At 62.2% G+C, this 21,913-nt stretch carries 28 protein-coding genes and 1 pseudogene; 17 read left to right on the top strand and 12 right to left on the bottom strand.

Annotation, left to right across the window (positions count from 1 at the left end; translation table 11 throughout):
• Window positions 1-209: 209 nt before the first annotated feature.
• The gene (locus ASE36_RS00675; RefSeq protein ID WP_062274537.1) at window positions 210-443 is read left to right on the top strand and encodes a hypothetical protein; all 234 of its coding nucleotides are present in this window, start codon (window positions 210-212) and stop codon (window positions 441-443) included.
• Here ASE36_RS00675 and dprA read toward each other — a convergent pair.
• Genes dprA through ASE36_RS00655 form a run of 4 tightly spaced genes read right to left on the bottom strand, consistent with a single transcriptional unit; the run spans window position 402 to window position 4,438 of the window.
• Entirely contained in the window at window positions 402-1,550 is a 1,149-nt protein-coding gene (gene dprA / locus ASE36_RS00670) for a DNA-processing protein DprA (protein WP_062274534.1), read from the bottom strand. The two genes, ASE36_RS00675 and dprA, sit on opposite strands and share 42 nt — an antisense overlap.
• A gap of 9 nt (window positions 1,551-1,559) precedes the next feature.
• Window positions 1,560-2,177 carry a glycerol-3-phosphate 1-O-acyltransferase PlsY gene (plsY, locus tag ASE36_RS00665; RefSeq protein WP_062274531.1) on the bottom strand — a complete coding sequence of 206 codons (618 nt, stop codon included), beginning with the start codon at window positions 2,175-2,177 and terminating at the stop codon, window positions 1,560-1,562.
• Between the two features lie 12 nt (window positions 2,178-2,189).
• Complete coding sequence (locus tag ASE36_RS00660; RefSeq protein ID WP_062274528.1) at window positions 2,190-3,485, bottom strand: dihydroorotase; 1,296 nt, start codon at window positions 3,483-3,485, stop codon at window positions 2,190-2,192.
• A complete protein-coding gene (locus ASE36_RS00655; protein ID WP_062274525.1) occupies window positions 3,482-4,438 on the bottom strand; it encodes an aspartate carbamoyltransferase catalytic subunit in 957 nt (318 codons plus the stop codon). Before ASE36_RS00655 ends, ASE36_RS00660 begins: the two co-directional genes overlap by 4 nt.
• A gap of 223 nt (window positions 4,439-4,661) precedes the next feature.
• Between ASE36_RS00655 and ASE36_RS00650 the strand changes: the two genes are divergently transcribed.
• Complete coding sequence (locus tag ASE36_RS00650) at window positions 4,662-6,305, top strand: acyl-CoA dehydrogenase family protein (RefSeq protein WP_062274521.1); 1,644 nt, start codon at window positions 4,662-4,664, stop codon at window positions 6,303-6,305.
• Here ASE36_RS00650 and ASE36_RS00645 read toward each other — a convergent pair.
• Window positions 6,287-7,222 carry an AEC family transporter gene (locus tag ASE36_RS00645; protein WP_062274518.1) on the bottom strand — a complete coding sequence of 312 codons (936 nt, stop codon included), beginning with the start codon at window positions 7,220-7,222 and terminating at the stop codon, window positions 6,287-6,289. The genes ASE36_RS00650 and ASE36_RS00645 overlap by 19 nt on opposite strands.
• Before the next feature lie 247 nt (window positions 7,223-7,469).
• Here ASE36_RS00645 and ASE36_RS22820 point away from each other — a divergent pair, with 247 nt between their 5' ends.
• Both ASE36_RS22820 and ASE36_RS00640 read left to right on the top strand, forming a co-directional pair.
• Window positions 7,470-7,616 carry a hypothetical protein gene (locus ASE36_RS22820; RefSeq protein ID WP_200945145.1) on the top strand — a complete coding sequence of 49 codons (147 nt, stop codon included), beginning with the start codon at window positions 7,470-7,472 and terminating at the stop codon, window positions 7,614-7,616.
• Entirely contained in the window at window positions 7,613-7,948 is a 336-nt protein-coding gene (locus ASE36_RS00640; protein WP_062274515.1) for a DUF6105 family protein, read from the top strand. The genes ASE36_RS22820 and ASE36_RS00640 overlap by 4 nt, the downstream gene beginning before the upstream one ends.
• Here ASE36_RS00640 and ruvX read toward each other — a convergent pair.
• Window positions 7,882-8,379: a Holliday junction resolvase RuvX gene (gene ruvX, locus ASE36_RS00635; protein ID WP_062274511.1), complete on the bottom strand. Its 498-nt coding sequence runs from the start codon at window positions 8,377-8,379 to the stop codon at window positions 7,882-7,884. The genes ASE36_RS00640 and ruvX overlap by 67 nt on opposite strands.
• 21 nt (window positions 8,380-8,400) lie before the next feature.
• Window positions 8,401-8,694: an alkylphosphonate utilization protein gene (locus ASE36_RS00630; RefSeq protein WP_062274507.1), complete on the bottom strand. Its 294-nt coding sequence runs from the start codon at window positions 8,692-8,694 to the stop codon at window positions 8,401-8,403.
• A 152-nt stretch (window positions 8,695-8,846) separates the two neighbouring features.
• Here ASE36_RS00630 and ASE36_RS00625 point away from each other — a divergent pair, with 152 nt between their 5' ends.
• The 4 genes from ASE36_RS00625 to ASE36_RS00610 all read left to right on the top strand — a co-directional run bounded on the left by ASE36_RS00625 (window position 8,847) and on the right by ASE36_RS00610 (window position 11,943).
• A complete protein-coding gene (locus ASE36_RS00625) occupies window positions 8,847-9,551 on the top strand; it encodes a metal-dependent hydrolase (RefSeq protein WP_062274504.1) in 705 nt (234 codons plus the stop codon).
• A 68-nt stretch (window positions 9,552-9,619) separates the two neighbouring features.
• Window positions 9,620-9,907, top strand: coding sequence for an Asp-tRNA(Asn)/Glu-tRNA(Gln) amidotransferase subunit GatC (gatC, locus tag ASE36_RS00620; RefSeq protein ID WP_062274501.1), 288 nt, complete (start codon window positions 9,620-9,622; stop codon window positions 9,905-9,907).
• 78 nt (window positions 9,908-9,985) lie between these two features.
• Window positions 9,986-11,467, top strand: a complete 1,482-nt coding sequence (gene gatA / locus ASE36_RS00615; protein ID WP_062274498.1) for an Asp-tRNA(Asn)/Glu-tRNA(Gln) amidotransferase subunit GatA — start codon at window positions 9,986-9,988, stop codon at window positions 11,465-11,467.
• 20 nt (window positions 11,468-11,487) lie between these two features.
• Entirely contained in the window at window positions 11,488-11,943 is a 456-nt protein-coding gene (locus ASE36_RS00610; protein ID WP_062274494.1) for a GNAT family N-acetyltransferase, read from the top strand.
• A 27-nt stretch (window positions 11,944-11,970) separates the two neighbouring features.
• Here the strand turns inward: ASE36_RS00610 and ASE36_RS00605 are convergent, their stop codons facing one another.
• From ASE36_RS00605 to ASE36_RS00595, 3 genes are all read right to left on the bottom strand, one after another.
• Window positions 11,971-12,261, bottom strand: coding sequence for a type II toxin-antitoxin system RelE/ParE family toxin (locus tag ASE36_RS00605; RefSeq protein ID WP_062274492.1), 291 nt, complete (start codon window positions 12,259-12,261; stop codon window positions 11,971-11,973).
• Window positions 12,251-12,436, bottom strand: a complete 186-nt coding sequence (locus ASE36_RS00600) for a hypothetical protein (protein ID WP_156378539.1) — start codon at window positions 12,434-12,436, stop codon at window positions 12,251-12,253. The genes ASE36_RS00605 and ASE36_RS00600 overlap by 11 nt, the downstream gene beginning before the upstream one ends.
• Window positions 12,437-12,520: 84 nt before the next feature.
• Window positions 12,521-12,778 carry a YjhX family toxin gene (locus ASE36_RS00595; protein WP_062274486.1) on the bottom strand — a complete coding sequence of 86 codons (258 nt, stop codon included), beginning with the start codon at window positions 12,776-12,778 and terminating at the stop codon, window positions 12,521-12,523.
• 271 nt (window positions 12,779-13,049) lie between these two features.
• Here ASE36_RS00595 and ASE36_RS00590 point away from each other — a divergent pair, with 271 nt between their 5' ends.
• Window positions 13,050-13,559 (top strand): GNAT family N-acetyltransferase, encoded by a 510-nt coding sequence (locus ASE36_RS00590; RefSeq protein WP_062274484.1) that lies wholly within the window; start codon window positions 13,050-13,052, stop codon window positions 13,557-13,559.
• A gap of 19 nt (window positions 13,560-13,578) precedes the next feature.
• On the opposite strand, the gene ASE36_RS00585 is transcribed toward ASE36_RS00590, so the two are convergent.
• Window positions 13,579-13,884: a DUF1294 domain-containing protein gene (locus ASE36_RS00585; RefSeq protein ID WP_062274481.1), complete on the bottom strand. Its 306-nt coding sequence runs from the start codon at window positions 13,882-13,884 to the stop codon at window positions 13,579-13,581.
• Between the two features lie 149 nt (window positions 13,885-14,033).
• Between ASE36_RS00585 and gatB the strand changes: the two genes are divergently transcribed.
• Window positions 14,034-15,539 carry an Asp-tRNA(Asn)/Glu-tRNA(Gln) amidotransferase subunit GatB gene (gatB, locus tag ASE36_RS00580; protein ID WP_062274478.1) on the top strand — a complete coding sequence of 502 codons (1,506 nt, stop codon included), beginning with the start codon at window positions 14,034-14,036 and terminating at the stop codon, window positions 15,537-15,539.
• A gap of 4 nt (window positions 15,540-15,543) precedes the next feature.
• A complete protein-coding gene (locus ASE36_RS00575; RefSeq protein WP_062274476.1) occupies window positions 15,544-16,041 on the top strand; it encodes a GNAT family N-acetyltransferase in 498 nt (165 codons plus the stop codon).
• 27 nt (window positions 16,042-16,068) lie between these two features.
• On the opposite strand, the gene ASE36_RS00570 is transcribed toward ASE36_RS00575, so the two are convergent.
• On the bottom strand, window positions 16,069-16,503 hold the full coding sequence (locus tag ASE36_RS00570) for a hypothetical protein (protein WP_156378538.1): 435 nt from the start codon (window positions 16,501-16,503) through the stop codon (window positions 16,069-16,071).
• Between the two features lie 57 nt (window positions 16,504-16,560).
• Here ASE36_RS00570 and ASE36_RS00565 point away from each other — a divergent pair, with 57 nt between their 5' ends.
• The 6 genes and pseudogenes from ASE36_RS00565 (at window position 16,561) to ASE36_RS00540 (ending at window position 21,754) form a co-directional block, all read left to right on the top strand.
• Entirely contained in the window at window positions 16,561-17,028 is a 468-nt protein-coding gene (locus tag ASE36_RS00565) for a GNAT family N-acetyltransferase (RefSeq protein ID WP_062274470.1), read from the top strand.
• Between the two features lie 116 nt (window positions 17,029-17,144).
• On the top strand, window positions 17,145-17,543 hold the full coding sequence (locus tag ASE36_RS00560) for an NADH:ubiquinone oxidoreductase subunit NDUFA12 (protein ID WP_062274467.1): 399 nt from the start codon (window positions 17,145-17,147) through the stop codon (window positions 17,541-17,543).
• 112 nt (window positions 17,544-17,655) lie between these two features.
• Window positions 17,656-18,090, top strand: a pseudogene (locus tag ASE36_RS22970) (DUF2155 domain-containing protein); the annotation flags it as partial.
• Window positions 18,091-18,722: 632 nt separating this feature from the next.
• The gene (locus ASE36_RS00550) at window positions 18,723-18,962 is read left to right on the top strand and encodes a hypothetical protein (protein WP_062274461.1); all 240 of its coding nucleotides are present in this window, start codon (window positions 18,723-18,725) and stop codon (window positions 18,960-18,962) included.
• Between the two features lie 508 nt (window positions 18,963-19,470).
• On the top strand, window positions 19,471-19,950 hold the full coding sequence (locus tag ASE36_RS00545) for a VOC family protein (RefSeq protein ID WP_062274458.1): 480 nt from the start codon (window positions 19,471-19,473) through the stop codon (window positions 19,948-19,950).
• A 319-nt stretch (window positions 19,951-20,269) separates the two neighbouring features.
• Window positions 20,270-21,754 (top strand): phospholipase D-like domain-containing protein, encoded by a 1,485-nt coding sequence (locus tag ASE36_RS00540; protein ID WP_082510723.1) that lies wholly within the window; start codon window positions 20,270-20,272, stop codon window positions 21,752-21,754.
• The last annotated feature ends 159 nt before the right edge of the window (window positions 21,755-21,913 follow it).

Here is a 21,913-nt window from a genome sequence, read left to right as displayed (position 1 = left end):
CCGCGCCACCGCCTTGGAAAACCGACGTTTCGACATGGAGGGCGAAACGTCTGCGGTCAAGAGGTATGGCCGATTTTCCGAAATTGCAACGCTCCACAACCAAAAGGAGATTAACTGCAGATTGCAATCTAGAATAAATTAGCTATTGTATTTGGGGGATAAATGGTGAGGGCGCGAATTGTCGTCCTCCACAGCGACGAGCAGCGGTCATGGCAAGACAAATAGGCGAGACGAACGGTCGCGGCACCCGCACGATGGAGAACATCGCCTATATACGCCAAATGCTCGGCGAACTTCGCGCTGTCGCCGAGAATGAAGGCGCCGAAATGCTCTGCTATCTGATCGAGATGGCCTTTGTCGAAGCCGGGGATGTGCAGTCCGGGCGACGTTCTTTGACCATCTTAAACGGCGAGCGAAACAAATCCCCCCGCATGCCGGTCTAGCCGCCCGGCGAGATCGAGTTCCAGCAGCACCAGATACACCGTCGACGCCGCAAAGCCGGTGTGGCGAATGATGTCGTCGATCTCGACCGGTGTCGGCCCAAGCGCCTGCACGATGGTCAAACGCTCGTCGTCATTGGGCGGCGGCGCCAGCATGCGCTCGGCCCCGTCATCATCCGGTTCGTCCGCTTCCGGCTGGCTGAACAGGTCCATTTGCGAGATCGGTGCCAGGGCCTGCAACACGTCGAGCGCCCGCGTCGTCACCGTCGCCCCATCCTTCAGCAACCCGTTGGTGCCCTCGCAGCGCGGATCGAGCGGTGAGCCGGGCACGGCAAAGACCAGGCGACCGAATTCGCCGGCGAGCCGCGCCGTAATCAGAGAGCCCGACCGGGCCGCAGCCTCGATCACCACCACGCCGAGCGCGATGCCGGCGATCAGCCGATTGCGTCTTGGAAAATCTCGTGCCCGAGGCTCCCATCCAAACGGCATTTCGGAAACGGCAAGCCCCCGTCCATCACAGATCGCACGCAGCAAGTCGATATTCTCAGGCGGATAAGGCTGGTCGAGCCCGCCGGCCATGGCCGCGACCGTGCCGGTCTCGAGGCTCGCCCGATGCGCGGCCGCGTCGATGCCGCGTGCGAGACCGGAGACGATGCCATAGCCGGCATTGCCGATTTCGCGCGCCATCATCGCTGCGAATTTGGCGCCGCTGATCGAAGCGTTGCGCGAGCCGACGATACCAACGGCAGGCAGGGTGGCAACGGAAAGATCACCCTTGGCGGCGAGGAGGGGAGGGGCGCCATCGATCTGGCGCAGCGCCGGTGGATAGTCCGGCTCTCCGATGCCGATGAACTGCGCCCCGAAGCGCCGGGCAATCTCGATCTCGCGCTCGGCCTCGGCAATGCTCGCGATGCGGATGGAGCGGGCCGATCCGCCCCGCCTGGAGAGTTCCGGCAAGGCATCGAGCGCGGCTTCTGCCGTGCCGAAATGATTGATCAGATCGCGAAATGTGGCAGGGCCGACATTGTCACTGCGGATCAGCCGCAGCCAGGCGATCCTCTGTCGGTCCGTCAGCGCAATCCCTTTTCGTCCTGCGCCGACTGACCCCATGGCTCCCCTTTAGCCCTTTTGGCCGATCTTGCCCTCTGTCCCGGCGATGAGACGCTCGATATTGGCCTTGTGGCGCCAATAGGTAATGACGGTCATGGCAGCGGTGACGAGGGCAGCCTCTTCAACCCCAAGTATCCACAATACAACCGGAATGACAAGTGTGGCGACAAGGGCCGACAAAGACGAGTAGCGGGTGAAGAAGGCGACCGCGAGCCATGCCGCCGCAAAGACCAGAACCATCAACGGCGCGACACCCAGAAGCGTACCGATATAGGTTGCAACGCCTTTGCCGCCCTTGAAGCCGAGCCAGACGGGAAAGAGATGGCCGATGAAGGCGGCAAAGCCGGCAAGCAGGCCAGCATTGTGGCCAAACAGGGCTTGGGCGATGAGCGCAGCAGCGGTAGCCTTAAGCGCATCAAGCAGCAGGGTTGCGGCAGCCAGCTTCTTGTTGCCGGTGCGCAGAACATTGGTCGCGCCGATATTGCCAGAGCCGATCGACCGGAGATCGCCGAGTCCGGCCATCTTGGTCAACAGCAGGCCGAACGGGATCGAGCCCAGCAGGTAGCCGAGCAGGAGCACGATGGCGACATTGGTTGGGCCGAGAGCGGAATAATCGACGGTAGGCATCAGTGTCCCCTTTTACGAAAGCGAGTGCACGCAGCGTCCTGCGACATAGGTCGCGACGGCGCGGCCCGAAAACCGTGCATCCTCGAAGGCAGTATTTTTCGACCGCGCCAGCAGGCTGTCGCGCGACACGAGCCACGGCTCATCGAGATCGATCAGCGCGATATCGCCGGCAGCGCCCGGCTTCAGCGTACCGCCGGGCAGACCGAAGATCTGCGCCGGTCGCGTCGACATGGCATCGATCAGCCGCATCAGCGGCACCTGGCCGGCATGATGCAGCCGAAGCGCAGCCGACAGCATGGTCTCAAGCCCGATCGCGCCGTCCGCGGCCTCGCCGAAGGGCAGGCGCTTGGTGTCGACATCCTGCGGGTCATGCGAGGAGACGATGATGTCGATCTGCCCCTTGGCCAAAGCCTCGACCATCGCCATCCGGTCGTCTTCCGAGCGCAGCGGCGGATAGAGCTTGAAGAAGGTCCGGTATTCGCCGATGTCGTTTTCGTTGAGGCTTAAGTGGTTGATCGAAATGCCGCAGGTAACCTTGGCGCCGCGCTTCCGCGCCACTTCGATCGCCTCGACCGATTCCGACACGGAGATCTGAGATGCGTGATACTTGGCGCGGGTGAGGCCGGCGATGCGCAGGTCGCGCTCCAGCGGAATGATCTCGGTTTCGCGCGGGATGCCGCCGAGCCCGAGCCAGCTTGCCAGCAGCCCCTCGTTCATCACGCCATTGGCGCCGAGATACTTTTCCCGCGTTTCAAGCGCGATAACGGCATCGAATTCGCGCGCATAGGTCATCGCGCGCCTGAGAACCTGGGTGTCGTTTAAGCCATGCCGGCCATTGGTGAAGGCGACGGCACCGGCAAGCTGCAACAGCCCCATCTCCGTCATTTCACCGCTGGTCATGCCCTTGGTCAGCGCCGCTGCCGGATAGACATTGACGTCGGCAGTATCGCGGGCGGTCTTCTTGACGAATTCGACCAATGCGATGTCGTCGATAACGGGATCGGTTTCCGGCATCATGATGAAGGAGGTAATGCCCCCGGCCGCAGCCGCCCGGCTGGCCGAGGCGATCGTCTCGCGATGCTCCGACCCCGGCTCTCCGACAAAGACGCGGGCGTCGACAAGGCCCGGAACGGCGGTGAGACCTTGTGCGTCGCGGATATCGGCACCCTCGGGCGCGCCTTGATTCTGCGCATCGGCACCGGCCGCCAGGATCAGCCCGTCATGGCCGACAATGATCGTCCCGACCTCGTCGAGCTTGCGCGACGGGTCGATGATGCGGGCATTCTTGAGGACGAGCGGTTTCATCATGCGCCCAATCCTTCCGAACGCGGCCCCTGGTTCTGCGACACAAGCAGCGTTTCCATGACCGCCATGCGCACGGCAACGCCCATTTCCACCTGGCTTTCGATGACGCTCTGCGGACCATCGGCTACTTCCGAGGCAATCTCGACGCCACGGTTCATCGGACCCGGATGCATGACGAGCGCATCTTCCTTCGCAGCTTTGAGCTTTTCGGCGTCGAGTCCATAGAAATGGAAGTATTCGCGCACCGACGGCACGAAGGAGCCGGACATGCGCTCGCGCTGCAAGCGCAGCATCATGACGACATCGGCATCTTTCAGACCTTCCTTCATGTCGTGAAAGACCTCGCAGCCCATGTCGGCGATGCCGGCTGGCAAAAGCGTTGCGGGCGCCACCACCCGAACACGGGCACCCATGGCATTGAGTAGCAGGATGTTGGAGCGCGCGACGCGCGAATGCAGGACATCTCCACAGATCGCAACGATGATGCGCGACAGCTTGCCGCGGGCGCGCCGGATCGTCAGCGCATCGAGCAACGCCTGGGTCGGATGCTCGTGCTGGCCGTCGCCGGCATTGACCACCGAGCAGGCCACCTTCTGCGCGAGCAGCGCTGCGGCACCTGCCGAGGAGTGCCGCACGACCAGCACGTCCGGCCGCATGGCATTCAGCGTCATCGCCGTATCGATCAGCGTCTCGCCCTTTTTCACCGACGAGTTGCCGACCGACATGTTCATCACATCAGCGCCGAGACGTTTTCCGGCAAGCTCGAACGAGGACTGGGTCCGCGTCGAGGCTTCGAAGAACAGGTTGATCTGGGTGAGGCCCCTCAGCGTGGAAGTCTTCTTCTCCCGCTGGCGGCTGATTTTGACGGCTTCGTCCGCCTTGTCGAGCAGGAACGTGATGTCCTGTTCGGTGAGGCCCTTGATGCCGATGAGATGGCGATGGGGAAAGAAGACCATGGAGACGTCCTCCTGAGATGTCACGCGGTCTATAATGATTGCCATGCAGGGGAGCAAGCATATGCTATGTGGATTGCGGCGCGTTCCCCATGTAATAGGAGCCAACTGCGGCTATGCAGGGCCCTTATGCAGCCGCATACCTAGGACCGGCATGCTCTATGGAAATTCGAGGCGGACCGCTGAAAGATCAGCGGACGCTGATTACGAGATCGGCTTTTGTTGAATGAACCGGACTGAAGAAAAACTCGCCGCCCTGAACCAGCCCAAGCCTTGGTCCGGCATCAATGCCTATCGCGCCGATCCGCTGCTCGTCGATCTCTCGTCTTCGCTGCCGCGCCCGCTGCGCGAGGAATACGATGTCATCGGCAAGTATGTGACCTCGCCGGAAGCGCAGGAACTGGCCCGCATGGCCAATGCCAGCCCGCCGCAACTGAGAACCCATGGCGTGCGCGGCGAACGGCTCGATGTCGTCGAGTTTCACCCGGCCTGGCACGCACTGATGCGCCGCTCCATGGCGTCGGGCCTGCATTCCTCCGTCTGGGAGGACCAGTCCGAGGCGCGGGGCCACGAACACAAGGCCCGCGCTGTCCGCTTCTTCCTGACGGCCCAGTTGGAATCGGGGCATCTCTGCCCGCTCACCATGACCAGCGCTTCGGTCGCTGCCCTCGTTGCATCGCCGGCCGTCCAAAAGGAATGGACGCCGAAGATCCTGTCGCGCAAATACGACAGCGGCAACAAGCCGCCGATGCAAAAGACCGCCGTCACCATCGGCATGGGCATGACGGAAAAGCAGGGCGGCACGGATGTGCGCGCCAACACCACGACTGGCGAACGGGTAGGCGAGGGCATCTACCGCCTTTCCGGCCACAAGTGGTTCATGTCCGCCCCAATGAGCGACGCCTTTGTCATGCTCGCCCAGACCAAGGACGGCATGGGCTGTTTCCTGGTGCCGCGCCTGCTCGAAGACGGCTCCGCCAACGGCCTCGAATTCCAGCGACTGAAGGACAAGGTCGGCAACCGATCCAATGCCTCGTCCGAAGTCGAATTCTCGGAAACCTTCGGCTTCCTGCTTGGCTCTCCGGGCGACGGTGTGCGCACCATCCTCGACATGGTGACGCTGACCCGCCTCGACTGCGCGCTGTCTTCGGCCGCGATGATGCGCGCCTCGATGGCCGAAGCCGTGCATCACGTGCGTGGTCGCGCCGTCTTCGGCAAGAACCTGATCGACCAGCCGCTGATGACCCGCGTGCTGGCCGACATGGCACTCGATGTTGCTGCCGCGACCGCACTCGCTTTCCGCCTGGCCGACAGTTTCGACAAGGCGCGCGAAAACCCTGTCGATGCGGCCTATGCCCGCGTCATGACGCCGGTTGCCAAATACTGGATCTGCAAGATCGCGCCCGGCCTGATCTACGAGGCGATGGAATGCATCGGCGGCAGCGGTTATGTCGAAGAGCGCCCGATCGCCCGCCACTACCGCGAAGCCCCGGTCAACGCGATCTGGGAAGGCTCCGGCAATGTCATGGCGCTCGATGTTCTCAGAGTGCTGAGCCGTGGCAAGGATCTGTTCGAAACCCTGTTTGCCGGCCTGGAGCGTGACCTCGGGCCGTCGGGCAAGAAGACCGTCGAAGTCCTGCGCGCCGCGACCGCACTTGCCGACCGCGACGAAGGGGCAGGGCGCCTGCTGATCGAGCAACTGGCGCTCGCCGCCGGTGCCGCCGAACTCTATCGTTTGGGCGCCGGCAAGATCGCCGATGCCTTTCTCGAATCGCGGCTTGCCGGCGGCTGGCGCCATACCTATGGCGTGCTCGATGCCCGCTTTGATTCGCGCTACGTGCTCGACTTGCTTTACCCGCCGGCCACCTGAGCCACGAAGTAGAGCACGACCGGAATGGTGAAGAAGGCAGCGACCGTCTGCACGGTGGCCGCTGCCGCATACAGCTCGGCGTCTCCACCCATTTGGCGGGCCAGCACATACCCGTTCATCGCAGTCGGCACGGCCGCCCCGAGCGCGATCATGACAACGGTCTGGCCGCTAAGCCCCGCCGCGAGCGCAAGAGCCACCGAAACCATCGGGAATAACACCAGCTTTAGCGCCACCGACAGGATGACCGCGCCACTGGGCCGCAGCGCATCGGCGATGCGCAGACCCGCACCGACATTGACCAGCCCGAGCGGCAGGGACGCCGCAGCCAGCAGTGCGATCGTCGTCAAAACCGGATCATAGACGGGGATGCCGCCCAGGTTGAGGATTACACCGAGGCCCGATCCGAGGATGATCGGATTGGTGATGATGCGCAGAGCAAAGGTCTTGAAGCTGCGGCTCTGCCCGGAAAACCAGACCATGACGCCGACATTGATCAGGTTCAGCGGAATGATGATGGCCGCCATGATGACCGCGATTACCGCCAGTCCCTCATGGCCGGCGAGTTTCTCGCCGATGGCGAGCGCTATGAAGCCGTTCCAGCGAGTCGCCGTCTGAAACACTGAGGTATAGGAGGCAGCCGGCATACCGCCTCGCCGCAGCAGGGGCCAGAGCGCCAAGGATACGCCGGTCATGATCCCGACAGCCATCAGCGACACAAGGCTCACCCGCCCGCCATCGAGCGCCGCAAAATCGATCTTCACCATGGTGTGGAAGAGAAGTGCGGGAAACAGCACGTAATAGCCGAACTGCTCAAGCCCGCTCCAGAAACTCTCCTGGATAACGGGCGCACGCCGCAGGCCGACCCCGATCACGACGAGGAGAAAGATCGGCAGCATGCTTTCGAAGATGATCAGCATGCGGGGTCCATGAAAGGGGCCGGAGACGGGATCGTTAAACCCGAGAGCCCCGGCAGGCAATGGCAAACCACCCGCCGCCGTGCGGGCGTCGCAAATCCTTGATCCTGTTCATCCACAGGGGCCGTTAACCTTAACAAAGGGTTTACGTTGCGCCGAGCGGGCGAACAGGACACCTTTTCCATGGGACAGGCGTTGAAAGGCGTAAGCGGTGAAAGTCGTGGCTCCGGCAAGACCGGTGATAACCATCATGATGATGGTCTTCTTCGCGGGGCTGGCACTCGATATCGCCGTGCCGGCTCTCGTGTTGACCACGATGGCCGGATTGAGATGGCTGGTAGAGAACTGGCCGGCGGCGAATGATTCGCTGCTGTTGCGAAAGGCAGAGACGGCATGAAGACATTTCTGCTCTTGTGGGCCATGCCCATTGCGTTTCTTGGCGCCTGGTACAGCCTGTCCTATTACGACATGAGCTTCGGCATCTTCATGCTCACGCGTCAGGCGCACGACCTCGTCTTCCAGATCTATGGCAATGTGCTCGGCATTCCGCCGGAAACCATTCCGCCGCTCGTCATGCGCGCGGTGGTCGTCGATAGCCTGGTGCTGTTTGCCATCATGGCCTTCCGTCGCCGCAAGGCGATCAAGGCCTGGTGGACTGCCCGTCAGGCGTCATCACCGGACGTGGCGGAAACCCGCGCCAGCCCGGAAAGCCTGTCCAGCGCGCCCTGAAGGATGAAGCTGGCGGCGGCCGAATCGATCCGTTCGCTGCGCTTGGCGCGTGAGACATCCATTTCCAGCAGCGCCCGTTCGGCGGCAACGGTCGACAGCCGCTCGTCCCAGTAGACGAAGGGAATGTCGGTTTTATCCGCCATGGCCCGCACAAAGGCCCTGGTCGCCTGGACCCGCGGCCCGGAAGAGCCGTCCATGTTGACCGGCAGCCCGATGACGAAGGCGACGACCCTCTCCTTGGCGGCAAAGGTCAGCAGCAGTTCGGCGTCCTGGGTAAACTTGATCCGCTTCAGCACCGGGCGAGGGGTCGAGAAGCGGCGCCCGAGATCCGAAACGGAAAGCCCGATCGTCTTCGTGCCGAGATCGAGGCCCGCAATCGCCTGGTTCGGCTGAAGCTGCTCGGCCAGTTCCTCGATGGTCAGTGTCGCCACGTCTCTTACCCCTTCAAAGCCTCAGCGCTTGCGAACGAACTCGGTGCGCAGCACCAGTCCCTTGATCGCATCATGCCGGCAGTCGACTTCTTCCGGATTGTCGGTGAGGCGGATCGAGCGGATGACCGTGCCCTGCTTCAGCGTCTGCCCGGCGCCCTTGACCTTCAGGTCCTTGACCAGCACGACGGAATCGCCGTCGGCCAGAATATTCCCGGACGCGTCGCGGGCTTCTGGCTTGGCATTCTTCGCCGCAGCCTCGGCTGCCGACAGCCATTCGCCCGTGGCCTCGTCATAGATGTAATCGTCGTCGGCCATGGTCTGTCCCTTTTCTTCCGCAGCAATACGGCTGCCATGAAGGTCGCATAGACCAGCGCTGACCCTTGCGCAACTGACGCAGCCTTCCAGCAGTTGCCGGGCTTGGCATTTGCCATATATTGCCGCGCAACACTGCAACCCGGAGATATCCCATGAAGATCACCTGGCTCGGCCATTCCGCCTTCCGCCTCGACAGCGCGACCGCTTCGATCCTGATCGATCCGTTTCTGTCCTACAATCCAAGCTTTGCCGATCTCGATCTCAAGGACCAGACGAAAGGCGTGACGCACATCCTGCTCACCCACGGTCATGGCGACCATGTCGGTGATACCGTCGCGCTCGCCAAGGAGACCGGCGCAACCGTTCTCGCCAATGCCGACCTCGCCGCCTGGCTGGGCTCCAAGGGCGTCGACAAGATTGAGATGGGCAATACCGGCGGCACCATCGGCTTCGAAGGTTTCTCCGTCACCTTCACCAACGCCCTGCATTCCTCCGCCCAGATCACCGAGGACGGCGTCTCCCACGCGCTTGGCAACGCCAATGGCCTGATGCTGCATTTCGACGACGAAGCTTCGCTGCTGCACATGGGCGATACTGACATCTTCTCCGACATGCAGTTGATCAAGGAACTGCATCAGCCGGATATCGGCCTCGTGCCGATCGGCGATCGCTTCACCATGGGCGGTGCAGTGGCAGCACTTGCCTGCCAGCGTTACTTCGACTTCAAGACCGCGATCCCCTGCCACTACGGCACCTTCCCGATCATCGACCAGACGCCGGAGAAATTCGTTGCCGGTCTCGATGGCACACGCACCCGCGTACTGACCCCGAAGCCGGGCTCCTCGGTCGAGGTCTGACGAAACCCCGTTGCCTCAGCGCTTGACGGCCATTATAGCGAAGAAAACAGTCCATCCGGAGAATGCCCATGTCTGTCGATCTCGCCACCGTCAAGCGCGTTGCCCGTCTTGCCCGTCTCGCCGTCAGCGAGGAGCAGGCCGAGCGCATGACCGGTGAACTGAACGGCATCCTCGGCTTCGTCGAGCAACTCGACGAGGTAGACGTCACAGGCGTCGAGCCGATGACGTCGGTGACCCCCATGGCAATGAAGAAGCGCGCCGATGTCGTGACCGACGGCAACAAGGCCGACGCCATCGTTGCCAATGCGCCGGCGACCGACCGCAATTTCTTCCAGGTCCCGAAGGTCGTCGAATAAGATCCGACCGCCGATCGCCTGCCAAGCCTCCGAAAATTCCCGCCCGTTTGGGCGCAGACAGTCTGAAGTGAACCTGCCATGAGCGAACTGACCAGCCTCACCATCGCCGAAGCCCGCGCGAAACTCGCCGCCAAGGAGATCAAGGCCGTCGAACTGACGGATGCCTATCTCTCCGCGATCGATGCCGCCAATGGTGCGCTGAACGCCTATGTTGCCGTCACCCCTGACATTGCCCGCGACATGGCGAAGGCCTCGGATGCCCGCATCGCGGAAGGCAAGGCCGGCGTGCTCGAAGGCATTCCCCTCGGCGTCAAGGACCTCTTCGCCACCAAGGGGGTACACACGCAGGCCTGCAGCCACATCCTCGACGGCTTCAAGCCGGAATATGAATCGACCGTGACGAGCAACCTGTGGAACGCCGGTGCCGTCATGCTCGGCAAGCTCAACATGGACGAATTCGCCATGGGTTCGTCGAACGAGAGCTCGTACTACGGCCCGGCCGTCAATCCGTGGAAAGCCACCGGCTCGGATGAAAAGCTGGTGCCCGGCGGCTCCTCGGGCGGTTCGGCCGCAGCTGTCGCCGCTCACCTTTGCGCCGGCGCAACCGCCACCGACACCGGCGGCTCGATCCGCCAGCCGGCCGCCTTCACCGGCACCGTCGGCATCAAGCCCACCTATGGCCGCTGCTCGCGCTGGGGCATCGTCGCCTTCGCCTCGTCGCTCGACCAGGCCGGCCCGATCGCCCGCGACGTGCGCGATGCCGCGATCCTTTTGAAGTCCATGGCCAGCACCGATGCGAAGGACACGACCTCCGTTGACCTGCCGGTGCCGGATTATGAGAAGGCCATCGGCGGCTCCGTGAAGGGCATGAAGATCGGTATCCCCAAGGAATACCGCGTCGAAGGCATGTCGGAAGAGATCCTGGCGCTCTGGCAACAGGGCATCGCCTGGTTGAAGGAAGCCGGTGCCGAGATTGTCGACATCTCGCTGCCGCATACCAAATACGCGCTGCCGGCCTATTACATCGTTGCCCCCGCCGAAGCCTCGTCGAACCTCGCCCGTTATGACGGCGTCCGCTACGGCCTGCGCGTTGACGGCAAGGACATTGCCGACATGTATGAAAAGACCCGTGCGGAAGGGTTTGGCAAGGAAGTTCAGCGCCGCATCATGATCGGCACCTATGTGCTGTCAGCCGGTTACTACGACGCCTATTACCTGAAGGCCCAGAAGGTCCGCACGCTGATCAAGCGCGACTTCGAATTGGCTTTTGAGGCCGGCGTCGATGCGATTCTGGCCCCGATCACCCCGACGTCTGCTTTCGCGATCGGCGACAAGGAACTCGCCGCCGATCCGGTCAAGATGTATCTGCAGGACGTCTTCACCATCACGTTGAACATGGCAGGCCTCCCGGGCATTTCGGTGCCTGCCGGCATCGACAGCAAGGGCCTGCCGCTCGGCCTGCAGATCATCGGCAAGCCTTTTGAAGAAGAAACCCTCTTCAAGACCGCCCATGTGATCGAACAGGCCGCCGGCAAGTTCACGCCGGCCAAGTGGTGGTAAGCGACTTTACCATTCGTGACATGAGAGCGGCCGATGCTGACAGCGTCGGCCGTGTCGGTTTTGAGGCCTGGGCATCCAATCCGGTGCTGAACGCCTATGGTCAGGACATGGTGGTCCGCATCCGCTCCAGCTTCCACGGCTTCGCCAGGGATCACTTTAACCTCATCACCGTCGGACAACTGGGCGACGAGATCGCCGGATGGATCGCCCGGGAAGGCGAGCGCGACTACATCTCCGACCTCTGGGTGAACCCGGCCTATCAGGGTCTCGGCATCGGCTCGGCCTTGCTGTCGGCCACGTTGCGCGCCATGCGCGCCAAGGGTCTAAAGCAGGCGAGAATCGACACCCACGCGGCCAACGAAGGCGCGATCCGGCTTTACGAAGAACTCGGCTTTGCCGTCGTCTGGCGCGGCCTGTTGCATTCGCCATCCATGGGCATGATGGTGGAGAAGGTGAAGATGCAGCAGGAGCTTTGAAGCGCACACCGCGTCCTTGCCAAGCGGTCATTCCTCGGATGGCGGATAGAGTTTGCGCTGGTGAAGGATGGTGACGATGTCGAGCTCCGCCGTCGAGACCACTCGGTAGATCACAGTATAGGGCAGACCATGGACCGCGAATTCTCGGGTCCCGTTAACAGCTCCAGGCCGCCCCAGAAGCGGAAACTGGCTAAGCGTCTCAGTGATCTGCCGCAACCATGACAGGATCCGCCCGGCAGCAGATGGATCCTGATCGGCGATATAGGTGTGAATGGCAATGAGGTCGGCGGTCGCTTGTGGAGAGAACTTAACGTTCAAAGCCAAAGCGCTCCCAGACATCAGCAGCCGGGATCATCGCATCACGATCCTCGCACTGTTTGAGCGCTTTGGTGACCTTCTCGATCTTCCAGGCTTCATATTCCGCCGGCGACACGTCCGCTGACGGCGGCGCGAAGTCGATCTCGTCGGAAGGTTTTGATCTCGGTTCAGCCATGACGACAGAATAACCCATAGTCGTGCGATCGCCAACAGCGTGAATGGCCAGCCAGCACCGCCTTAAGCAGTGCTGGCCCTAGGCCTATCTGTTATCCAGCTCTGCCCTCACGAGCCGCAAGCCCCGCTCGGTGATCCGATAAGGCCTGCCCTGTCGCGAGCTGATCGCCTTGAGCCGCTTCAGCCTGCGGAAAAGCTCTATGTCGAAGCCGGGATAGAGCCAGCCGTCGCGGGAAAAGCACAGGGCCTTCTCGATTTTGCGGCGTTCGTCGCGGTGAATTTCGATCCAGCCGCCTTGGGCCATGAGATGAAGGATACGCTGATCGTTGCGTGAGATGTCCATGAGATGATGTCCGGAGAAACGCGCTTGTATGCGCGCATGAAAACGGGTCCGGCGCCGCTGGGCGTCGGGGCTTCGTTTTCTGGCCCTGACCGCAGTGTCCGTGAAGGATCGCGGGGCAGGGCCTTTACCGGGTCTCGGACAAACCGAACATCAAAACTCCTATAGACGGCCAAGCGATAGCACATGGGGCCGAAGCCGTCCACGCCAGCGCCCGGGCCGCTCTGGCCACGAATCGTTGCAGGTGTTTAACTGCCGCAACAACGAGGGATAAATGATCACGATCCGCAAGGCGCGACAGGAGGAAGCCGAAACCCTGGCCGAAATCGGCCTGCGCGCCTGGCAAAAGGCGATGATCCCGGTCGGCGAAACGCTGGACATGACCGAAAATGCCCGAAATGCCTTTCTGCGTTTTGCCCGCGACGGCTGGATCTGCATCACCGTAATCGAAAAGTCCGGCCAGCCTGCGGGCTGGGCGGCTCGCGAAGATCTGGACGAGACGATTACGGATTTCTGGATTGATCCCGACTTCGAAGGGCAGGGGCTCGGCACCGAACTGCTGGCCGCCGTGGAAGCCGAAATCGTCGACAAGGGATTTTCTAAGGCCAGCCTGCAGACGCATGCCATGAACGCACAAGCCCTGCGCTTCTTCAAGAAGCACGGCTATGCGGTCAATTGGCTGACGGTCACCTACAATCCCAAGCTCGACAGAGACGTGCAGTCGGTGGGGCTGTCAAAGCAGTTGGCCCAGCAGGAAACGCGCGGATACGGCCAGGAGTTCTAGCCTTGGTTGGGCCTCGGGCTCAGGCTGAGATCAGCGGCCGCACCAGCTGCACGGCGGCAAAACCAGTCGCTAGGAATCCATGCAGCCCCGCCATGACCGGCAGCAGAAGCGGAAAGAGGCCTTTACGCGTCTTGTGCCGCATCCATCTTTGGCAGGAGAAAGCACCGATCCCGCCGCCGGCAACGGCAAGCAGGATCAACGTATCCTCGCGCACGCGCCAGCCGCCTCCGCGCGCCGCCAGCTTGTCGTAGGCGTAGAGGCAGAACACGACGAGGTTCCACAGTGCGAAGACTGCCAGCAGGGTGAGAAGCGTTTGAAACGGCATGCCGCGCAGAATAGCCGCCTTAGCTTAAGCCTTCGTGCAGCCCCTTTCTGCCGGTGATCGCCCCCGGCGAATGGCCCACAAGCCTTGCACCTTCGGCACAATTGCTCTACCTCACGACACGAAACGTCCACGCATGACACGAGCATCCGATGACCCTGGTAGACACGCGCACGCCCGACCCGAAACGCTTCATTCCCGGTGCCACCGGCGATTGGGAAGTCATCATCGGCATGGAAGTCCATGCCCAGGTGCTGTCGAAGTCCAAGCTGTTTTCCGGCGCCTCGACCGTCTTCGGCAATGCGCCCAATTCCAACGTCTCGCTCGTCGACGCCGCCATGCCCGGCATGCTGCCCGTGATCAACGAGGAATGCGTGGCCCAGGCCGTGCGAACCGGTCTCGGCCTGAAAGCCCAGATCAACAAGCGCTCGATCTTCGACCGCAAGAACTATTTCTATCCAGACCTGCCGCAGGGCTACCAGATCTCGCAGTTCAAGGATCCGATCGTCGGCGAGGGCAAGATCATCATCTCGCTTGGCCCCGATCGTCAGGGCAATTTCGAGGACATCGAGATCGGCATCGAGCGCCTGCATCTGGAGCAGGATGCCGGCAAGTCGATGCATGACCAGCATCCGACCATGTCCTATGTCGATCTCAACCGTTCGGGCGTGGCACTGATGGAAATCGTGTCCAAGCCCGACATGCGCTCGTCCGACGAAGCCAAGGCCTATATGACCAAGCTTCGCTCGATCGTGCGCTATCTCGGCACCTGCGACGGCAACATGGACGAAGGCTCGATGCGCGCCGACGTCAACGTCTCCGTGCGCAAGCCCGGCGGCGAATTCGGCACGCGCTGCGAAATCAAGAACGTCAACTCGATCCGCTTCATCGGCCAGGCCATCGAATACGAAGCCCGTCGCCAGATCGCGATCCTGGAAGATGGCGGCGTGATCGATCAGGAAACCCGTCTCTTCGACCCGAACAAGGGCGAGACGCGCTCCATGCGCTCCAAGGAAGATGCGCATGACTATCGCTACTTCCCCGATCCGGACCTGCTGCCGCTCGAATTCGACGATGCCTTCATCGAGAACCTGAAGAAGGATCTGCCGGAGCTGCCCGATGACAAGAAGGCACGCTTCGTGTCTGAACTCGGCCTCTCCGTCTACGATGCCTCGGTGCTCGTCTCGGAAAAGGCGATCGCTGACTACTTCGAAGCCGTGGCCGAAGGCCGAGACGGCAAGACGGCCGCCAACTGGGTCATCAACGACCTCCTGGGTGCGCTCAACAAGGCCGGCAAGACGATTGAGGAAACCCCGGTTTCGCCTGCACAGCTTGGTGGCATCATCGACCTCATCAAGGCCGAGACCATCTCCGGCAAGATCGCCAAGGATCTCTTCGAGATCGTCTGGAACGAAGGGGGGAACCCGGCGGAGATCGTCGAGAGCCGCGGCATGAAGCAGGTGACCGACACCGGCGCCATTGAAAAGGCCGTCGATGAGATCATCGCCGCCAACCCCGACCAGGTCGCCAAGGTGCTGGCGAAGCCCACGCTCGCCGGCTGGTTCGTCGGCCAGGTGATGAAGGCAACCGGCGGCAAGGCCAATCCCCAGGCTGTTCAAGCGCTGGTCAAGGCTAAGCTCGGCCTGCCGGAGGAGTAAGCGATTGTTCTTCGTCCGCACGGCCACCGACCGGGATGTCGAACCGCTCCGCGCCCTGCTGACGCAGAGTTTTCACGCGACCTACGATGCGCTTTACGGCGTGCCAAAGGTCGCTGAACTGATCGCTGCCTGGCATTCACCGGCGGAGATCAAGTCCCGGATCCACGCCAAGGGCGGCGAATACCTCGTTGCCGACGATGGCAAGCGGATCGGCGGCATGGCTTTTGCGGCCATGTCGGAAAAGCTGACGAAGACGGCGGTCCTGCATCAGCTCTATGTGCATCCGGATCACCAGCGCCAGGGCATCGGCCGCGATCTCTTCGCAGAAATCGAGACCTGCTTTCCCGATGCCGAAATTCTTCGTCTCGAGGTCGAGCCGAAGAACACAGCTGCCATCGCCTTTTACGAGGCGCATGATTTTGTTGAGGTAGACCGGACGAAGAATTGCGGCGGTCCGGGCAGCGGGATCGAGGCTCTGATCATGGAAAAGCCGCTCACGTGAGCGGCTTTTTTGCTGGCGGTATTGTCGTCAGTTGAACGGCGGTTCCGTAACCTTGCCATCCTCGTCGACCAGCTGCACAGCCGAACATTCTACGAGCCCATCCTTCTGTGCCGTGCTGCAGGCAAGATCGGCCGCCTTGATGGCGAGTTCCTTGGTCTGCCAGCCGCAGGAATATTGATGCCAGTGCGGCCCGCCATCGGCCATCATGAAGATGTCGACGCTCCAGTTGCCGGGAAAGCAGGTGGCATCGACCTGGCAGTCCTCTGCGGTGCCGCCGCCGTCGATGCATTGCTTCATCGCACAGTCGATCGCGCTCGCCGTGTCCTTGCCGACGCACTGGCCCGCACTCATCTCCGGTGCCTGGACGAAGGCAATCGCCTTGCGACCGCCTTCCTGGGCAGAACCCGTGGTGGAGATGAGCGTAGCGCACAGGATTGTTGCGAGCCGCAGCATTGGTGTCATCAAAACGTCCCCCGATAAAGATAGATCGGGGCAGACTAACGCAGGGAGAGGTGCGGCATGCAAGTCCAAACGCTGCAGATACGCGAAGCGACCGAAAATGATCTGGAAGCGATCATCGCGCTCTTCGCCGATGACCCGCTGGGCGGCCATGGCGACACCACCGACCTAGACGCCCAACCCAAATATCGCGCCGCCTTTGCTCGCATTGCCGCTTCTCCCAACGAAACACTGTATGTGGCCGAGCTGGACGGCGAGGTGGTCGGCACGTTCCAGACCATGATCACCACGACGATGACGGCGCTCGGCAGTTCCAGCATGATCATTGAGGCGGTCCAGACGCGCGCCGACATCAGGGGGCGGGGAATCGGCGCTGCGATGATCGGATATGCTGTCGAAAGGGCACGGACCGAAAGCATGCGCCTGGTCCAGCTGACCTCGAATGCCGCGCGCAAGGACGCCCACCGCTTCTACGAGCGCCTCGGCTTCGCCCCCTCTCATCTCGGCTTCAAGCTCAAGTTGAAATGAGGGGGCTGCGACCCAGAATCACTGGACAAGCGAAAGGCGAGGCGGCATAAGCGGATGCAAGATCGGTGGCCGCCCGCGGCTGCCAGCATAGCCACGGCAAAGCCCAAGGACACGCCATGAAGCAGTTTCTGTTGCAGATCTTCACCTGGTGGAACGGTCAGACCATGGGGACCCGCTTCTTCACCTGGCGTCAGGGCAAGCGGGTCGGCGAAGACGAAGCCGGCAATGTCTATTACGAAGGCCCGATGACAAGCTGGGGCCAGCCCAAGCGCTGGGTCATCTACAACGGCTATGCCGACGCCTCCAAGATCTCCGCCGGCTGGCACGGCTGGATGCATTACCGCACCAACACGCCGCCGTCGAAGGAAGACTACAAGGCCCGGGAATGGGAAAGGGCGCATCGTCCGAACCAGACTGGGACGGCAGACGCCTACCGCCCGCAGGGTTCGATTGCGGCAGCCGGCGAACGTCCGCGCGTCACCGGCGATTACGACGCCTGGACCCCCGGCAACTGAGCCGGTTACCCGATTTGGCCATAATCCGGCATTAGGGCCTCATCCGTGGGGCCCTTGTCATATCTGGCCTGCGGAACTCCCTTGGTAGTGGATTGACGAAAGCGAGCGGGACATGAAGCATAGCGTTTGGAGTTTGGCCGTTCCGGTTCTGGGATTTGCCATGCTCGCCCCGCTTCTGGCACCGGTGCCCGCCAATGCCACTCGCCTCGAAAATCCGGTGGCCGAATTCGCCGGCATCGACAAGATCACCGGCCGCATCACCACTTTTGACGTTTATGTGAACGAGACGGTGCAGTTCGGCGCGCTCCAGGTGACGCCGAAGGTCTGTTATTCCCGCGACGAGAGCGAAGCCCAGAAGATCGACGCCTTCATCGAGGTCGACGAGATTACCCTCGACCGCAAGATCCGCCGCATCTTTTCCGGCTGGATGTTTGCCGACAGCCCCGCGCTCAACGCGGTCGAACACCCGATCTATGACGTCTGGCTGACCGGCTGCAAGGTGAAGTCCGACGTGCCGGCCCCTCCCGGCGTCGAGGTCGCAGCGAAGCCAGCCCCGGAACCCGCCAAGCCCGATGCGGCGGCGACCTCAGCCCCGGCGACCGCCGCCCCGGCGACCGATCCGAACGCAGCATCCGATCCGAACGCCGTCCCGGGCAGTGGCCCGACCGCCGATCCGAATGCCGCACCACTGAGCGACATCGCACCGGCAGAGCCGGCGCCGGGAACCGTCCCGCCACTGGAAGCCCCGCAGGACGTGCCGGACGAGACCTATGGTGGCGCCCTGCCGCCCCCGGATGGCTACCCGCAGGACGGCGACCCGGCATTGCAGGATGGCGTCCCGCTGCTGCCGGGCGAGCCGCAGCCGACCGCCCCCCCGCCGACCCCACCCGGCGGCGTCGGCCTCTACTGAGACCGTCTTCGGCTCTCCCGACGTCTGGCAAGGCGTACGCATTCGTCCCGGCGTCTTTCTCGACGTTGCATCTCTTCTGAGCGAGATGAGGGGCAGACCAGTGCCGATCTCGTCACGCTGTGAATTCGGGGCGACCGGCGACCCAACCAATCTCCGCCCTCGAGGGGGAGATGCCCGGCAGGGCGGAGGGGGGACGTCACGCACCGCCTTTACTGATTGACATCCCCGACAATTGAGAACATTGAGAGAACAAATAGGAGTTCTCCGCCATGACGCTCGCCGAAAAATTCATCGTTCTTCCCTTCAAGAAGAACCGGGGCAACATCGTGCCGGGCGAGATGCGCCAGGCTTCGAGCGCCGCCGCCGCTGAAAAGATCGCCACCGCCATGTCCGCCCGCCACCTCGGCGTGGCCGCCTATTCTATCCAGGTCGATGAGGAAAGCGGCGACATGACCAGCCCCAAACTGATCGTCGCCTTTGGTGAGACGGCGGATCTGACGGTGAACTGAAGGCAGCTTCGGCCGCCTGTTGATCAGGTTTGACCGTTGCCAATCGTCATTTTTGGTTACAAAGATGACGCCATATTTTGTTCAATCGGGTGATATTGAGATGACTGATAGAGCCATGCAGTCCGGCGTCGTGGCGAGTGCATCCGTTGCCAAGATGAATGGCGAATTGCGGGCAGCAGATCCACTTCTGGTCGCAAACGATGCCCTGCTTGCAAGGCCGAAAAAGCCGAAGAGGCGCTCGAGTTCGTTTGGGAGGAAAGCGACGGGCCGCTTGTCGATACGCCGAAGACGGAAGGGTTCGGCTCCAAGCTCCTGTCACGGGTGCTGGCGGCCGATTGCGGCGGCCATGTCGATGTGCGTTACCACCCGACCGGCCTTGTCTGCACCATGAAGGCGCCGCTGCCCCAATAGGCGAGGGGAAGGCGGTAACGGCCCACCCATACACCCTTGACGCATTCCCCAGACAGGCGTGCAATGCCTCCTCATCCGATCTTTGGGAGGAGACATCATGCCAACACCGAAGAACACCATCTGCCTCTGGTACGACCGCGATGCCGAGGACGCCGCGCGCTTCTACGCATCCGTCTTCCCCGATAGCGAAGTGAAATCCGTCCACCGCGCGCCATCGGACTATCCCTCCGGCAAGGCGGGCGATGTCCTGACCGTGGATTTTACCGTCGCCGGCATCCCCTGCCTCGGCCTCAACGGTGGCCCTGCCTTCAAACAGTCGGAGGCCTTCTCCTTCCAGATCGCAACGGATGATCAGGAAGAAACCGACCGCTACTGGAACGCCATCGTCGGCAACGGCGGCCAGGAGAGCGCCTGCGGCTGGTGCAAGGACAGATGGGGCGTCAGCTGGCAAATCACCCCGCGCACGCTCACACAAGCACTGGCGGCCGGAGGTGCCGAGGCCAAACGCGCCTTCGAGGCGATGATGACGATGGGCAAGATCGACGTGGCGAAGATCGAGGCGGCGAGACGAGGGTGAGACTGTGCCTCAAGCGCACCGTCTGCTCCCCTGCCATGCGCACCTAAACAGACGGAACAGGCCCCGCATCAGTTGCCGGGCCACCCAGAAGTCCCGGGACCCTGGGGCGGTTAGAGACGGCTGGGCGATTCGATCGAATTTTCCCGCCAGGGCTGGAACCACACAGAGCCGCTGACATTCTCGCTCCAGCGCGATGTTGCTCGCTGCAATCTTGTCCTCGCCACCTTTGTAAGCCGGAGCGAAGTGGCTATGGTTCGAACTGCAGGTGAAGCGACGGTTGCGCTAGCCGATTCTGGCGACCCGGTGTCTGGAGTATCTGATGGCGCTTCCCCCTATGTTTTCGCCCGCCCGAAACTGCTGGCGTATCGAGACTGCCGACGATTTCTCCATTCTGGTCGATGCGGACAATTATTTCGCATCGGTCCGTGCGTCGATGATGGCTGCCAAGCGGTCGATCTTCTTTGTCGGATGGGACTTTGATGCGACGGTCGCGCTTGGCCATCCCAAGGTGGACGACGGAGCACCGCGCCGTGTCGGAGACTTCCTCCTCTGGCTGGCGCGTCGCACCCCGGGCCTTGAGATCAGGATTTTGCTGTGGAGCCCGGCGCCGCTTGCCAGCTGGGCAAGGCCGGCGAACCTTCCCTACCTTCTGCGCTGGAAGTGGAACCGGCAGATTTCCGTGCGCCTTGACGGCAAACATCCCCTTGGCAGCTCGCACCATCAGAAGATGCTGGTGATCGACGATGCCGTCGCCTATTGCGGTGGCATCGATGTGACCCTCGATCGATGGGACACGCGGCGCCATCTCGACGATGACCCCGACCGGCGCCGTCCCAACGGCAAGCCTTATGGTCCCTGGCATGACATATCGAGCCGGTTTACGGGTCCTGCCGCGCGTGCGCTGGGCGACTTGTGCCGGCATCGCTGGACGCGTGCCGGCGGAGAACATGTCCCTTTCGTCGAGCCAAGAGCCGTCGCCGCGGACGACGCCCCACATTTCTCCTTCGGCAAGGTCGATCTCGCGATCGCCCGCACAAGCCCGGCCTATCAGGATGAAACCGCCGTCACGGAGATCGAGCAGCTTGCACTCGATATGATCAATGCCGCGAAACGCACGGTTTATGCCGAAAGCCAGTATTTCGCCTCACGCGCCATCGCCCAGGCAATTGCCCGAAGGCTCGACGAACTCGACGGGCCGGAGATCGTGCTGATCAATCCGACGACATCCGACAACTGGCTCGGCCAAATCGCGATGGACACCGCCCGTGCCCGGCTTTTCGAATCCTTGCGTCGACACGACAAATCCGGGCGGTTCAAAATCTATCATCCCGTCACGGCGAAGGGCGAGCCGATCTACGTGCATGCCAAGCTGATGATCGTCGACGACCAGTATCTCCGCGTCGGCTCGTCCAACATCAACAACCGGTCGATGCGCTTCGACCAGGAATGCGACGTCGCGCTGGAGGCGGGCGCATCAGAGGCGCTGTCGGCAAGGATCGCGCGCTTCAGGAACGATTTGCTGGCCGAGCATCTGGGAACCGCACCCGAAACCGTCGAACAGACGATCCAGCAGGAGGGATCCCTGATCGCAGCCATCGAGCTCTTGCGTCAACGGAGCGGAGCAAGCCAGGGCCCAACCCTCAAGCCCTACGAGACCCCAGAGATCTCGGACATCGAAACATGGCTCGCCGACCACGAAATCCTCGACCCTGAAGGCTCCGACGCCGTGTTCGAGCCGATCGAGAAACGCGGGCTGTTTCGCGGAAGGCTGAAGCGGCCGCGGCGGCGGAAGGTGCGGGGGTAGGGGCTGGGTGCGCGTCGGGTAAAGGAAGCGGTCAGCAGCAAAAATCATGCCGAATGCAGAGTAAACTGGGCGCACAGCAGGCCACTGAGGCAAAGTGGACGCTACTTGGATTAAAGAGACAGGGAAAGTTGACACAGCTACACGGGTAGATGGCGCACG

The organism is Rhizobium sp. Root274, assembly GCF_001429245.1.
Taxonomy (GTDB): domain Bacteria; phylum Pseudomonadota; class Alphaproteobacteria; order Rhizobiales; family Rhizobiaceae; genus Allorhizobium.
Note: the sequence above shows the minus strand (reverse complement) of the source record. Positions and strands in the feature narration are given on the sequence as shown.

Bases quoted from the DNA above. Each gene is read 5' to 3' on its own strand.
- ASE36_RS00675 (WP_062274537.1), top strand. From the start codon at position 210: ATGGCAAGACAAATAGGCGAGACGAACGGTCGCGGCACCCGCACGATG.
- dprA (WP_062274534.1), bottom strand. From the start codon at position 1,550: ATGGGGTCAGTCGGCGCAGGACGAAAAGGGATTGCGCTGACGGACCGA.
- plsY (WP_062274531.1), bottom strand. From the start codon at position 2,177: ATGCCTACCGTCGATTATTCCGCTCTCGGCCCAACCAATGTCGCCATC.
- ASE36_RS00660 (WP_062274528.1), bottom strand. From the start codon at position 3,485: ATGATGAAACCGCTCGTCCTCAAGAATGCCCGCATCATCGACCCGTCG.
- ASE36_RS00655 (WP_062274525.1), bottom strand. From the start codon at position 4,438: ATGGTCTTCTTTCCCCATCGCCATCTCATCGGCATCAAGGGCCTCACC.
- ASE36_RS00650 (WP_062274521.1), top strand. From the start codon at position 4,662: ATGAACCGGACTGAAGAAAAACTCGCCGCCCTGAACCAGCCCAAGCCT.
- ASE36_RS00645 (WP_062274518.1), bottom strand. From the start codon at position 7,222: ATGCTGATCATCTTCGAAAGCATGCTGCCGATCTTTCTCCTCGTCGTG.
- ASE36_RS22820 (WP_200945145.1), top strand. From the start codon at position 7,470: ATGATGATGGTCTTCTTCGCGGGGCTGGCACTCGATATCGCCGTGCCG.
- ASE36_RS00640 (WP_062274515.1), top strand. From the start codon at position 7,613: ATGAAGACATTTCTGCTCTTGTGGGCCATGCCCATTGCGTTTCTTGGC.
- ASE36_RS00630 (WP_062274507.1), bottom strand. From the start codon at position 8,694: ATGGCCGACGACGATTACATCTATGACGAGGCCACGGGCGAATGGCTG.
- ASE36_RS00625 (WP_062274504.1), top strand. From the start codon at position 8,847: ATGAAGATCACCTGGCTCGGCCATTCCGCCTTCCGCCTCGACAGCGCG.
- gatC (WP_062274501.1), top strand. From the start codon at position 9,620: ATGTCTGTCGATCTCGCCACCGTCAAGCGCGTTGCCCGTCTTGCCCGT.
- gatA (WP_062274498.1), top strand. From the start codon at position 9,986: ATGAGCGAACTGACCAGCCTCACCATCGCCGAAGCCCGCGCGAAACTC.
- ASE36_RS00610 (WP_062274494.1), top strand. From the start codon at position 11,488: ATGAGAGCGGCCGATGCTGACAGCGTCGGCCGTGTCGGTTTTGAGGCC.
- ASE36_RS00600 (WP_156378539.1), bottom strand. From the start codon at position 12,436: ATGGCTGAACCGAGATCAAAACCTTCCGACGAGATCGACTTCGCGCCG.
- ASE36_RS00595 (WP_062274486.1), bottom strand. From the start codon at position 12,778: ATGGACATCTCACGCAACGATCAGCGTATCCTTCATCTCATGGCCCAA.
- ASE36_RS00590 (WP_062274484.1), top strand. From the start codon at position 13,050: ATGATCACGATCCGCAAGGCGCGACAGGAGGAAGCCGAAACCCTGGCC.
- ASE36_RS00585 (WP_062274481.1), bottom strand. From the start codon at position 13,884: ATGCCGTTTCAAACGCTTCTCACCCTGCTGGCAGTCTTCGCACTGTGG.
- gatB (WP_062274478.1), top strand. From the start codon at position 14,034: ATGACCCTGGTAGACACGCGCACGCCCGACCCGAAACGCTTCATTCCC.
- ASE36_RS00570 (WP_156378538.1), bottom strand. From the start codon at position 16,503: ATGACACCAATGCTGCGGCTCGCAACAATCCTGTGCGCTACGCTCATC.
- ASE36_RS00565 (WP_062274470.1), top strand. From the start codon at position 16,561: ATGCAAGTCCAAACGCTGCAGATACGCGAAGCGACCGAAAATGATCTG.
- ASE36_RS00560 (WP_062274467.1), top strand. From the start codon at position 17,145: ATGAAGCAGTTTCTGTTGCAGATCTTCACCTGGTGGAACGGTCAGACC.
- ASE36_RS00550 (WP_062274461.1), top strand. From the start codon at position 18,723: ATGACGCTCGCCGAAAAATTCATCGTTCTTCCCTTCAAGAAGAACCGG.
- ASE36_RS00545 (WP_062274458.1), top strand. From the start codon at position 19,471: ATGCCAACACCGAAGAACACCATCTGCCTCTGGTACGACCGCGATGCC.
- ASE36_RS00540 (WP_082510723.1), top strand. From the start codon at position 20,270: ATGGCGCTTCCCCCTATGTTTTCGCCCGCCCGAAACTGCTGGCGTATC.